The 12139-nt window shown below is 61.3% G+C and carries 14 protein-coding genes; 6 read left to right on the plus strand and 8 right to left on the minus strand.

Going from position 1 to position 12139, the window contains the following annotated elements; all coding sequences use genetic code 11:
- Positions 1 to 10: 10 nt before the first annotated feature.
- The 4 genes from DBP26_RS07530 to DBP26_RS07545 form a co-directional block, all read right to left on the minus strand.
- Complete coding sequence (locus DBP26_RS07530) at positions 11 to 613, minus strand: DsbA family protein (protein WP_177411026.1); 603 nt, start codon at positions 611 to 613, stop codon at positions 11 to 13.
- A 36-nt stretch (positions 614 to 649) separates the two neighbouring features.
- On the minus strand, positions 650 to 1621 hold the full coding sequence (locus DBP26_RS07535) for a rhodanese-related sulfurtransferase (RefSeq protein WP_108237253.1): 972 nt from the start codon (positions 1619 to 1621) through the stop codon (positions 650 to 652).
- A 278-nt stretch (positions 1622 to 1899) separates the two neighbouring features.
- Positions 1900 to 2196: a BolA family protein gene (locus DBP26_RS07540; protein ID WP_108237254.1), complete on the minus strand. Its 297-nt coding sequence runs from the start codon at positions 2194 to 2196 to the stop codon at positions 1900 to 1902.
- A 12-nt stretch (positions 2197 to 2208) separates the two neighbouring features.
- Complete coding sequence (locus tag DBP26_RS07545) at positions 2209 to 2733, minus strand: DUF2059 domain-containing protein (RefSeq protein WP_108237255.1); 525 nt, start codon at positions 2731 to 2733, stop codon at positions 2209 to 2211.
- A gap of 238 nt (positions 2734 to 2971) precedes the next feature.
- Here DBP26_RS07545 and DBP26_RS07550 point away from each other — a divergent pair, with 238 nt between their 5' ends.
- From DBP26_RS07550 to DBP26_RS07560, 3 genes are all read left to right on the plus strand, one after another.
- Complete coding sequence (locus DBP26_RS07550) at positions 2972 to 4366, plus strand: class II fumarate hydratase (RefSeq protein ID WP_108237256.1); 1395 nt, start codon at positions 2972 to 2974, stop codon at positions 4364 to 4366.
- On the plus strand, positions 4359 to 4973 hold the full coding sequence (locus DBP26_RS07555; RefSeq protein ID WP_108237257.1) for an NAD(P)H-dependent oxidoreductase: 615 nt from the start codon (positions 4359 to 4361) through the stop codon (positions 4971 to 4973). The genes DBP26_RS07550 and DBP26_RS07555 overlap by 8 nt, the downstream gene beginning before the upstream one ends.
- Before the next feature lie 159 nt (positions 4974 to 5132).
- Positions 5133 to 5354 carry a DUF6316 family protein gene (locus DBP26_RS07560; RefSeq protein ID WP_108237258.1) on the plus strand — a complete coding sequence of 74 codons (222 nt, stop codon included), beginning with the start codon at positions 5133 to 5135 and terminating at the stop codon, positions 5352 to 5354.
- Positions 5355 to 5357: 3 nt separating this feature from the next.
- Here the strand turns inward: DBP26_RS07560 and DBP26_RS07565 are convergent, their stop codons facing one another.
- Positions 5358 to 5948: a DTW domain-containing protein gene (locus DBP26_RS07565; protein WP_108237259.1), complete on the minus strand. Its 591-nt coding sequence runs from the start codon at positions 5946 to 5948 to the stop codon at positions 5358 to 5360.
- A gap of 13 nt (positions 5949 to 5961) precedes the next feature.
- Entirely contained in the window at positions 5962 to 6855 is an 894-nt protein-coding gene (locus tag DBP26_RS07570; protein ID WP_108237260.1) for a LysR family transcriptional regulator, read from the minus strand.
- 256 nt (positions 6856 to 7111) lie between these two features.
- Between DBP26_RS07570 and speB the strand changes: the two genes are divergently transcribed.
- The 3 genes from speB to DBP26_RS07585 all read left to right on the plus strand — a co-directional run bounded on the left by speB (position 7112) and on the right by DBP26_RS07585 (position 10196).
- Positions 7112 to 8062, plus strand: coding sequence for an agmatinase (gene speB, locus DBP26_RS07575; protein WP_108237261.1), 951 nt, complete (start codon positions 7112 to 7114; stop codon positions 8060 to 8062).
- 235 nt (positions 8063 to 8297) lie between these two features.
- Positions 8298 to 9677: a sodium:solute symporter gene (locus DBP26_RS07580; protein ID WP_108237262.1), complete on the plus strand. Its 1380-nt coding sequence runs from the start codon at positions 8298 to 8300 to the stop codon at positions 9675 to 9677.
- A 234-nt stretch (positions 9678 to 9911) separates the two neighbouring features.
- On the plus strand, positions 9912 to 10196 hold the full coding sequence (locus DBP26_RS07585) for a hypothetical protein (protein ID WP_108237263.1): 285 nt from the start codon (positions 9912 to 9914) through the stop codon (positions 10194 to 10196).
- A gap of 147 nt (positions 10197 to 10343) precedes the next feature.
- On the opposite strand, the gene DBP26_RS27245 is transcribed toward DBP26_RS07585, so the two are convergent.
- Entirely contained in the window at positions 10344 to 10469 is a 126-nt protein-coding gene (locus tag DBP26_RS27245; protein WP_256601618.1) for a PA1414 family protein, read from the minus strand.
- A gap of 206 nt (positions 10470 to 10675) precedes the next feature.
- Positions 10676 to 12127: an NCS1 family nucleobase:cation symporter-1 gene (locus DBP26_RS07590; RefSeq protein ID WP_108237264.1), complete on the minus strand. Its 1452-nt coding sequence runs from the start codon at positions 12125 to 12127 to the stop codon at positions 10676 to 10678.
- Positions 12128 to 12139: the final 12 nt, after the last annotated feature.

A 12139-nucleotide genomic window follows, 5' to 3' on the forward strand; every position in this document is an offset into this window, starting at 1 on the left:
GTCGGAAGCGTCACGCACAGGCCGCGCGCTCCAGCCACCGACCGAGCAACGGCGCCAACGCTTCCAGAGGCTGGTAGCCATTGGTCAGCAAGGCCAACTGGCCGTCGCGCTCGGCCAGCAAGGTCGGGAAACCGGCAATGCCCAGGTCTTGCACCCAAGCGAAATCCGACGCGGTGGCGGCGTGCTGCTCGGCACTGTCGAACGCTGCGGCGAACTCGATCCGCGGCAGCCCCGCCCGTTCGGCCAGCTCGGCCAGCACCGAGGCCTTGGTAGTGTCCCGCCCCTGGAGGTAGAACGCCCGCTGGATTTGCCCGACCAGTTTCCAGGCGATGTCCGGCGCCAGGCTGCGAGCAGCAACGATGGCGCGGCAGGCCGGTTCTGTGTCATAGACAAAACCGTCAGGCAAAGCGTCTTCGAATTTGAACGACTGACCCGTCGTTTCCTGAACGGCACGCCAGTGTTCCAGGATGTAGCGTTTGGTCGTGGGTTCCAGGGCTGCCCCACTGCCGGTGCGCAAACCGCCCAGCACCAGGTGCAACGGCACGCCAGCCGCATCCGCCTGCTCGACCAGTGCTTCGGCGACCGGCGCGAAGCCCCAGCACCATGAACACATCGGGTCCATCACATAAAGCAGGCGAGCGGGCATGGTTCAAGCCTCGTGGGTCTGTTTTTCTTCCGTTTGAGCATCCAGCAAGCGGTAGTTGCGACCGATGGGGTGCGGCTGATTGCGTGCCTTGGCCAGTTCGATCTGCTTCTGCCGGTCGATGGCGCTGCGACGGGTCTTCTCGCTCAGCGTATCCCAGCAGTGCGGGCAACTGACGCCCGGCGAATAATGCTCGCTGGCACGGTCTTCGGCGCTGATCGGCGTGCGGCAGGCGTGGCATTGATCGTAGTCACCCTCGCTCAGATCGTGGCGCACGGTCACGCGGTTGTCGAACACGAAGCAGTCGCCGCGCCAGGCGCTTTCTTGCTGCGGGACTTCCTCGAGGTATTTGAGGATGCCGCCCTTGAGGTGATAGACCTCTTCGAAGCCCTCACCGAGCATATAGCTCGACGCCTTTTCACAGCGAATGCCGCCCGTGCAGAACATCGCGACCTTCTTGTGCTTCGCCGGGTCGAAGTGCGCCTTGATGTAGTCCGGGAACTCGCGGAAGGTGGTGGTTTTCGGGTCGATGGCGCCTTCGAAGGTGCCGATGGACACTTCGTAGTCGTTGCGGGTGTCGATCAGCAGGACTTCAGGGTCAGCGATCAGCGCGTTCCAGTCTCGCGGTTCGACGTAGGTGCCCACGGCCTTGTTCGGATCGACGCCGGGTACGCCCAACGTGACGATCTCTTTTTTCAGCTTCACCTTGGTGCGATAGAACGGCTGCTCGTCGCAGTAAGATTCCTTGTGGTCGACGTCGACCAGACGCGGATCGTTGCGCAACCAGGCCAGCAGACCATCAATGCCCTCGCGGGTACCGGACACTGTGCCATTGATGCCTTCTTCAGCCAGCAGCAAGGTGCCTTTGACGCCGTTGTCAACCAAGGTCTTGAGCAGGGGTTCACGCAGCTCGACGTAGTCAGTCAAGGTGACGAATTTGTACAGCGCCGCGACGACGATGGGTGCGGTTTGAGTCATGTTGCATCTCCAGGTGGTGACCCTCGCAAAGGGCCTACCGGATGAAAATTCGATGGAAAGCGCGCTGATTGGGCAACGCGGCGCGGATTCTATCAAACATCGGCGACGAGCAGACAGGGTGGTGATCGATGGGGAGATTGACGCAAATCAATAGAGGAGAGAGCAGCGCACCGCAGGAGCGTGCTTGCCCGCGATGGCGTCGTGTCAGTCAACCGTCCGACACAGACGATAGCATTCGCGGGCAAGCACGCTCCTACAGGACTCAGCGCGACTGAGGCTCAGTCATGCCCCCCGGCACAGGTCGGCGAAGCGGGCGCAGCGCCCAGCTTCGCCCACTCTTGCGGGGTATAGGTGTGCAGCGCCAGGGCATGAAACTCACCCATCAACCCCCCCAGCAGGCCATAGACCTTCTGGTGGCGCTTGACGGCATTGAGGCCAGCGAACTGTTCGCTGACCACCACGGCCTTGTAATGGGTGTCGGTGCCACGGCTGTGCATATGGCTTTCGTTGAGCACCTGCAGGTACTCAGGCTGAAAGACCGCCAACGCCGATTCGATACGCTGTTGCATGCTCATGTGAGGTTTCGCTTATGGCTTCTTGGCCGGGGCGCCCTTGGCGGCTGCCGGGGTCAGCTCCTTGGTCATCGACTCCAGCAGACCGGTGACCACAGGCACTGCCGGTTGCAGTTTGTCCTGAGTCAGCTGGAACGACTGCTGGCTGATCTGCGGCATCTTGGCCTGGACCTTCTTGCCCAGTGGCGATTCATAGAACGCAACCAGGTCCTTGAGCTCCTGCTCGGTGAAGTTGTCGGTGTACAGCTTGACCATGTCAGGCTGCAGCTTGTCCCAGCCAATGGCCTTGTCCAGTGCAGCGTTGGCCTGGGCCTGGTATTTCTCCAGCACGGCTTTCTTGGAATCCGGGGCTTTGGTTTCGGCGAAGCGCTGAGCGAACATTTGCTGCGCTTGCATGTAGATAGGCGCACCCAACTGGTCGGCGTGAGCCAGTTTGAGGAACGCTACGGCACTGGCCTCATGGCTGGCGGTGGCAGCAAAAGCCTGGCCGCTGGCACATACCAGAGCGACCGCAGCACAGAGAGCGCGAAGACGGGTCATCGAGTTTCCTTATCTAGCAGGCGAGGCTGAACCCCAAGGGCCGACATTCTGCGCCCCTTTTCCCCCCGCGCTCAACCCCCGCCGCTACGAGCGGTCGTGCCATCGCCGGATCCACTACAGTTCATCGCTGCATGAACCGCTTTTTCGCACACCCGTGCTACCGCGCAGCCGCCGATGGGAACCGAACCGGCCTGCGGGGTACTAAACTGCGCTATTTCGACCCCAAGGAGTGATTCCAGTGAGCCGTACCGAAACCGACAGCATAGGTCCGATCGAAGTCCCCGAAGACGCTTACTGGGGGGCTCAAACGCAACGCTCTCTGATCAACTTCGCCATCGGGCAGGAGCACATGCCGCTGCCCGTACTGCATGCGCTGGCGCTGATCAAGAAGGCCGCCGCCCGGGTCAACGACCGCAACGGTGACCTGCCGGCCGACATCGCGCGACTGATCGAGCAGTCTGCCAATGAAGTGCTCGGTGGCAAATTCGACGACCAGTTCCCTCTGGTGGTGTGGCAGACCGGCAGCGGCACGCAGAGCAACATGAACGTCAATGAAGTGATCGCTGGACGTGCCAACGAACTGTCGGGGAAAGGCCGTGGCGGCAAATCCCCGGTGCACCCCAACGACCACGTCAACCGCTCGCAGAGCTCCAACGATTGCTTCCCGACCGCCATGCACATCGCTGCGGCGCAAGCGGTCAAAGAGCAGTTGCTGCCCGCCATAGCCGAGCTGTCCGCCGGTATTGCCGAGCAGTCGGCGCGCCATATGAAGCTGGTAAAGACCGGGCGCACCCACATGATGGACGCCACGCCTATCACCTTCGGACAGGAGCTGTCGGCCTATGTCGCACAACTGGACTACGCCGAAAAAAGCATTCGTGCGGCCTTGCCGGCTGTTTGCGAGCTGGCCCAGGGCGGCACGGCAGTGGGCACGGGACTGAACGCGCCCCACGGTTTCGCCGAGGCCGTCGCGGCCGAACTGGCGGCGCTGTCGGGCCTGCCGTTCGTGACCGCACCGAACAAATTCGCCGCGTTGGCCGGCCATGAGCCACTGACAGCACTGTCCGGGGCACTGAAAACCCTGGCCGTGACCTTGATGAAAATTGCCAACGATTTGCGGCTGTTGGGCTCCGGCCCACGGGCTGGCCTGGCGGAGGTCAAGCTGCCCGCCAATGAGCCGGGCAGTTCGATCATGCCCGGCAAGGTCAACCCCACCCAATGCGAAGCGCTGTCAATGCTGGCCTGCCAAGTCATGGGCAACGACGCCACGATCGCCTTCGCGGCGAGCCAGGGCCATCTGCAACTGAACGTGTTCAAGCCGGTGATCATTCACAACGTGCTGCAATCGATTCGACTGCTGGGCGACGGTTGCCGCAACTTCAATGAACACTGCATCGCCGGCCTGGAGCCTGACGCCGGAAAAATGGCCGAGCACCTGGAACGTGGCCTGATGCTGGTCACCGCGCTGAACCCGCACATTGGCTATGACAAATCGGCACAGATTGCCAAGAAGGCTTACAGCGAGGGGCTGACGTTGCGCGAAGCGGCCCTGCAACTGGGCTTCTTGACCGATGCCGAATTCGACGCCTGGGTACGCCCGGAAAAAATGCTCGAGGCGGGCAGCAATGGCTGACCCGATCAGCGGTGCCACTCCCCTGGAGGGCTATGGCAAACGCATTCTGATGGTCATTGGCTCGCCGAAGACCATCAGTCTCTGCCACGCGCTGGGCGACGCCTACGCCCAGGGCGCGCGCAGTCAGGGCCATGTGGTGCGCGTGCTCAAACTGGAGGAGCTGCAATTCGACCCCACGCTGCACAACGGCTATGCGTCGAGCCAGACGCTGGAGCACGACCTGCTCGAAGCCCAGCGAGAAATCCACTGGGCCCAGCATCTGGTTTTCGTCTATCCGGTATGGTGGGGCGGGCTGCCCAGCCTGCTCAGCGGGTTCTTCGAACGGGTGCTGATGCCCGGTTTCGCATTCAAGGCCCACGGGCGTCATCACCCCAGCAATGAATTGCTCAAAGGCCGGACTGCGGAAATGCTGGTCACACTGGACACGCCTTCACGCTATTTCCGTTGGGTGTTCAAAGCGCCCGCCCACCGGCAGATCAAACACGCGATCCTCGAGTTCTGCGGCATCAAGACCACTCGACTGACAGAATTTTCCCCGGTCAGAACGTCGTCGGAAGAACAACGCCAGCAGTGGATTCACCAGGCGGAGGCTCTGGGCAGGCGTTGACGCATGGCCACCACAGGCCAGTACGCAGGCCTGCACAAACGGAGTAGAGTAGCCATCAGCCAGCTGAGCGATCCGTGTCACGCTGTGGATTGCTCATCGCACTGCCCGTTCAGGTCGACCCGGCCTGATCGCCCCTTCAACGCCATGCCGGAGCAGGCCATGTTGAACAAGCGTGAGCAAGACCCCACCCCTGCCGTGCACTTTCGCACTGACCGCGTCTCTCGCGTCAATGGCCTGTATTTCTTCAGCACCCGTGAAAATACCCTGGAAGGGCCGTTTTTCACCAAGGAAGACGCCGAACGCGAAACTGACGCTTACATTCGCCGGATGCAGGCCCAAAAGGGCAGGCCGTTCGACCCGCCCTCCTCTCTCAATGGCTGACGCTCAGGCGTGATTACGGCGAAACGTGTCCTCGCCCATCGCCTCGATCTGCCCTTCGATCAACGCATCGAACGGGCGCAACAGCGCGTCGAATGCCCTTTCAGGTTCGAGCGTGTGCAGCGCGTGGACGATGGCTTCCAGTGTCGACAAGGCGTCAGGCCCCGGCGCCTTGCGCAGCCGATAGCGTGACGCCGGAGCGCTGTCGAGGGTGACGCGCGGCAATGCGGCCAGCGACGGATTGAGGTGCAAGAGTTTGCGCGCCTTGCGCCAAGTGCCATCCGGCACGACCAACAGTACGGGGCTGCCATCACCACCCCCTGCCTCCAGCGGCGCCGCACCCTCCCCCGGAAACAGCAGGCGGGCCTGATAACCCGCCACGTTGAGCCACTGGTCGAGGTGATCGAACACTTCCCCAACTTCATACTGCACGTTGGTCAGGCCCAGGGCTGCGAAACGGGCCGTGTTCAGGGCGTGGTTGACTTCGCTGGGGTGCTGCAGAATCAACACGCGGGTTTGGCTGTCCAGCCGTGGAATCAATGGACAGAGGCAGTGCGTAGCAGGGCGATGGCAGCGTTCACAGCGGGCGCGGGACATGATTGAAGTCTCCTCAGAGCGGGTTGAGCTGAGCCTTGAGCAGATCGCGGAACGTCTGAATCAACGGCTCACGGCTGCGTCCGCGCCGCAGGATCATTGAGAACGGGGCCTGATAGCCGAACGTGGCGGGCAGCAAGACGCGCAGGTGCCCCGAATCCACCCAGGACTGCGCGTAGTGTTCGGGCAGGTAACCGATGTAGGCGCCGGACAGCACCAGAATCAACTGCGCCTCCATACTTTCCACGGTGGCCGCGCTGTGCTTGAACCCGTGCCGCGCAAGCTCCGCCTGACTCCAGTAACCGCGACCGACCATGCGTTGCTGAGTGATGACCGGCTCCGGAATCCGCCGCTCATTGAACAACGGATGCCGATTACTGCAGTACAACCAGTGCTGCTCGCGATACAACGGTTGATAAAGCAGACCGTTCATCCGGGTCGAAAAGGAACCGATGGCCAGGTCGAGGCGGTTGTCCAGCACCCCCAATTGCAGCTCATAGGGGCTCATGACCGAGAGGTGCAGGTGCACCGCCGGGTGCTCTTCGCTATAGGCGCCGATCACTTCGGCAAACGGCAGTGCCCGGTCGCTGACGGTCGAATCGAGAACCCCCAGGTTCAGCGTTCCCCGTAGCTCACCCTTCAGTGCGGCGGCGTACAGTTCGAACCCTTCCAGTTCCCCCAGCAGGCGGAGCGTCTCCTGATGAAACAGCTCACCTTTGCTGGTCAGGCTGAAACCACCGCGTCCGCGATGACACAGCACGATGCCCAGCGTCGCTTCCAACTGACTCATGTACGTACTGATGGCCGAGGTGGACAGGTTCAATTCCTGCTGAGCGCTGGCAAAGCCTTGATGGCGCACGACACAGGTGAAAATACGCAGCAATTTGAGGTCGGGTAGTGCGCTGGCCATGGAAGTACCGAGAATCAGAGTGTGCCAAATCGTCCGAGTGGCGATCCTTGCCCTCGAAGTGATCGCGGCTGACGACGCGACGGCCCCGCTCCATGGGGTCGAGCAAGCATTGCGGGCGGCAGCTTAACCTGAATTTCACGATAGTTCAGAAATCTCTGAACTAAGTATTTTGCCTGACCGATTGTTCACCGCCTGCCGGATTCGCAGAATCCCCTCAGACCTATAACGTTCCATTACCCACCGATGAGGCAATCCCGTGGACAAGATTTTTCACCAACCACTGGGCGGCAACGAGATGCCGCGCTTCGCCGGCATCGCCACCATGATGCGTCTGCCCCACCTGCAAACGGCCGCTGGCCTGGACGCTGCCTTCATCGGCGTGCCTCTGGACATCGGCACGTCGTTGCGGTCCGGTACCCGTTTCGGTCCTCGGGAAATCCGTGCCGAGTCGGTGATGATCCGCCCGTACAACATGGCCACGGGAGCAGCCCCGTTCGATTCCCTCTCGGTCGCTGACATCGGCGACGTCGCCATCAACACCTTCAACATGCTCGAAGCGGTGCGCATCATCGAAGAGGCCTACGATGGCTACCTCGAGCACGGCATCATCCCTCTGACACTGGGCGGCGACCACACCATCACCCTGCCGATCCTGCGCGCCATGCACAAGAAACACGGCAAGGTCGGGCTGGTTCACATCGACGCCCATGCGGACGTCAACGACCACATGTTCGGCGAGAAGATCGCCCACGGCACGACCTTCCGCCGCGCGGTGGAGGAAGGCCTGCTGGATTGCGACCGCGTGGTGCAGATCGGTTTGCGCGCCCAGGGCTACACGGCAGAGGACTTCAACTGGAGCCGCAAACAAGGGTTCCGCGTCGTGCAGGCCGAAGAGTGCTGGCACAAATCGCTGGTGCCGCTGATGGCCGAAGTCCGCGAGAAAGTCGGGGGCGGCCCGGTTTACCTGAGCTTTGACATTGACGGTATCGACCCGGCGTGGGCACCGGGCACGGGCACCCCCGAGATCGGCGGCCTGACCACCATTCAAGCCATTGAAATCATCCGCGGCTGCCAGGGCCTGGACTTGATCGGCTGCGACCTGGTGGAAGTCTCGCCACCTTACGACACCACCGGCAACACGTCGCTGCTGGGCGCCAACTTGTTGTACGAAATGCTGTGTGTGCTGCCAGGCGTGGCTCACCGCTGATTGGCTTGCGCCCGATTCAATAACGGCTCGCTAACATCACTGGCCCCTGGGATTGAGCGTGTTCGCGACAAGGGTCAGTCCGCAGCGGGCATGTTGGCTGACAGAGTGCAATCCCCGGCAGGCACACGCCCATAGCACACCGTTCACCACACAACGACCTTCCGCGCTGGTAGCCTGCGTGATGCCAGCCGGATGAGTCGCGTTTCACTATAAAAACAATGACTGGAGACACTCCATGGCTTTAGATATTTTCGTCGTGCTGATCTACGCGGCCGGCATGTTGATTCTGGGCTGGTACGGCATGCGCAAGGCCCGCACCCATGAAGACTACCTCGTCGCAGGGCGCAACCTGGGCCCGAGCCTGTACATGGGCACCATGGCCGCTACCGTCCTGGGCGGCGCGTCCACCGTCGGTACCGTGCGCTTGGGTTATGTCCACGGCCTATCAGGCTTCTGGCTCTGCGCCGCGTTGGGCGCCGGCATCATCGCGCTGAACCTGTTTCTCGCCAAACCGCTGCTCAAGCTGCGGGTCTATACCGTCACTCAGATCCTCGAGAAGCGCTACAACCCCATGGCACGTCAAGCCAGCGCGGTGATCATGCTTGCCTATGCGCTGATGATCGGGGTCACCTCGATCCTGGCGATCGGCACCGTCATGCAGGTGCTGTTCGACCTGCCCTTCTGGGTGTCGGTGGTCTTGGGCGGTGGCGTGGTCGTGGTGTACTCGACCATCGGTGGCATGTGGTCGCTGACCCTGACGGACATCGTGCAATTCATCATCAAGACGGTGGGACTGATGTTCATCCTGTTGCCGATCTGCCTCTATCGCGTGGGCGGCTGGGACGATCTGGTGGCCAGGCTGCCGGCTTCGAGCTTCCAGTGGACCACCATCGGCTGGGACACCATCATCACGTACTTCCTGATCTACTTTTTCGGCATCCTGATCGGCCAGGACATCTGGCAGCGCGTGTTCACCGCACGCACCGAAAAAGTCGCCCGGTATGCGGGATCGGTCGCCGGTGTCTATTGCATCCTCTATGGCCTGGCCTGCGCACTGATCGGCATGGCCGCGCACGTCTTGCTGCCGGATCTGGAAAACGTCAATACGGCGTTTGCCGCGATCGTCAAGGCGTCGTTGCCTGATGGGATTCGCGGCTTGGTCATCGCTGCAGCGCTTGCCGCCATGATGTCCACCGCCAGCGCAGGGCTGCTGGCCGCATCCACGACCCTGACCGAGGACCTGCTGCCGAAATTGCGTGGCGGCAGACAATCGAGCCTGGCGATCAATCGACTGTTCACCGCGCTGACCGGCCTGCTGGTGTTGGGTATCGCCCTGGTGGTCAATGACGTGCTCAGCGCCTTGACCTTGGCCTACAACCTGTTGGTGGGTGGGATGCTCGTCCCGCTGATAGGCGCCATCTTCTGGAAGCGAGCGACCACTGCCGGGGCCCTCACCAGCATGGGCCTGGGCTTCGTCACCGCCTTGGTGTTCATGCTCAAGGACGGTCTGGACGCAAATACGCCGATTTACTACAGCTTGGCCGTAGGCTTGGTGAGTTTTGTGGTCGTCAGCCTGGCATCGCCCCGGCAGGTCGCGGTTGCACGCACCGCCTGAACCGCACCTGTGCTGCCCTTCACAGAGAGCGCCTTCGGGCGCTCTTTTTCATTCGCGGTAACACTTCGTCCGCTGCCGTGTGTTCCGCTGAGGCGGCGAAGTTGAACTAGCCTTAACCATGACAGCGCACCGCATAGATGAACACTCATCGCGCATAGCGGTCATGGCTGTCCAGCGACAGCCTCTGTTCATGGAGTCGGGGGAATTTTGGGCACGTCAATGCAGAGGCTTCCCATGGACCGACGCGAAATCCAGCAGCACGTCTTCGACACCCTCGGGATCATTCTGGTCGACAAAGACCCGATCCAGGACGATGCCTTGCTCGCCGACCTGGAGCTGGACGAAGAAGACTTCGCGGAGTTCTTCAGCCACTTGCAGGCCGATTTCGGCATCGTCATGCCGATCAAGGTGAAATCGCAAATCGCCCACCTGCCAGAGCATTCACCTTACCGCCAACTGACACTGCAGGGTTTGGTTGACCTCATTCTTGTGCAGATGAGCGACCGCACACGCCCGTAGTGACGGCACACGGGACAGCGTTTCGCAGATGACAGTACAGGGTGAGTGATGCGGTTGCGGCGAAGGGCGCACGCAATGCGTCGTGCGAAGGCACGGGCGGGCTATCGGACGATAGCGCCGCTGTGATGATTGACCCCAGATCAGGATTCAGCGGCGAGGGCGACGGCGCTCGTCATCGTCGGTCCTGACGGGAATGGGTTGCAGTTTCGGGCGCTCGATCAGGCCCAGTGCAACGCCGACATCGTGAAGCCACTCTTGCAATTTGCTGTTCATGTGTACGCCCCCCTTCAGGGAATGCTGGCAGCTGACTGTTCGTAAAACCCGGGTCCGCATAAAGCAGATCATAGTGCTCAATGACACTTTACGCCTGCTACGAAGTGTCGCGGCAGGAAATTTTCCCTCCCCTTACGTTTTAACGTCGCCATCCCGCAAACCCTGAGTGGCGCTCGACCAGCGGCAGTGCCACTGGTCGTCCAGCTCTAGCCTGCGGCCACTGGGCTTAGCGCGGTCCCTTCGTGGGCCTGACTGCGTCGCGCAAAGAGGAAAAACAGCACGCCGCCCGGGAAACATCCTGTAAACCATGCGAAATTCGCCATCGGTTGCAGAGCGGGGATGAAGGTAATCGCAATGCCCGCCAACGTCGCGAGGATCAGCGCCTTGACGGCCGTGTAATTGACACCGCCGTTGTACCAGTACCGTCCCGAAGGACCATCGTTGAACAGGGCATCGACATCGATCTGCTGTTTCTTGATCAAGTAATAGTCCACCAGCAGGATGCCGAACAGCGGACCGATGAACGCGGCCAGTACATCGAGGGTGTAGTGGATCACCTGCGGGTTGTTGAACAGGTTCCAGGGCGTGATGAAGATCGAGGCCACGGCGGCAATCATGCCCCCCACGCGCCAACTGATCTTGCTTGGTGCGACGTTGGCGAAATCGAACGCCGGAGAAACGAAATTGGCCACGATGTTGATGCCGATAGTCGCCGTGACGAACGCGAATGCCCCCAGCAATACCGCCACATCGTTGTCGATGCGCGCCACTGTCGCGATCGGGTCATGCAGCATTTCGCCGAACACCGGCAGGGTTCCGGAGACGATCACGACCGTCACCAGCGAAAAAGCCAGGAAGTTGACCGGCAAGCCCCAGAAGTTGCCACGGCGCACTTCAGCCATGCTGCGGCAATAGCGGCTGAAGTCACCGAAATTGAGCGTGGGCCCGGAAAAGTACGACACCACCAGAGCCGTGGCCATGATCACTTGGGACACCGCCTCCCAACCGCTCAACGATTTTTCTGACAGAGTGAAACTGATGTTCGCCCAACCAGCCTTCCAGACGATCCAGCCTGCCAGCAGAAACATGACGGCGTATACCACAGGACCGGCCCAGTCGATGAACCGACGAATCGAATCCATCCCGGTCCAGAACACGGCGGCCTGTACCAACCACAGCACCAGGAAACCGAACCAGCCCAGGTAGGACAAGCCAGCGAAATGAGGTTCGGCGTAGACCGACATCTGCGGGAAGAATCGCAGAACCACGATGATCAGCGCGCTGGAGGCCAGATAGGTTTGCACACCGTACCAGGCCACGGCGATGAGGCCGCGAATGACGGCCGGGATGTTCGCACCGAATACGCCAAACGCCAGGCGGCAGACCACCGGGTAAGGCACGGCGGCTTGCTGGCTGGGTTTGGCCAGCAGATTGGCGACGACTTGGATGATGCAAATGCCGGCCAGCAATGCGATCAATACCTGCCAACTTGCCAGGCCCAGCGCAAAGAGGCTCGCGGCGAAGACATAGCCGCCGACGCTGTGCACATCGCTCATCCAGAATGCAAAAATGTTGTACCAGGTCCACTTCTGCGGCAGTGGCCCCAAGTCCTGATTATAGAGGCGGGGGCTGTAGCCCTTGGGCATTGGCTCGGTCATCACGGGTCTCCC

The organism is Pseudomonas sp. RIT409 (assembly GCF_003052515.2).
In the GTDB taxonomy this organism is placed as follows: Bacteria; Pseudomonadota; Gammaproteobacteria; order Pseudomonadales; family Pseudomonadaceae; genus Aquipseudomonas.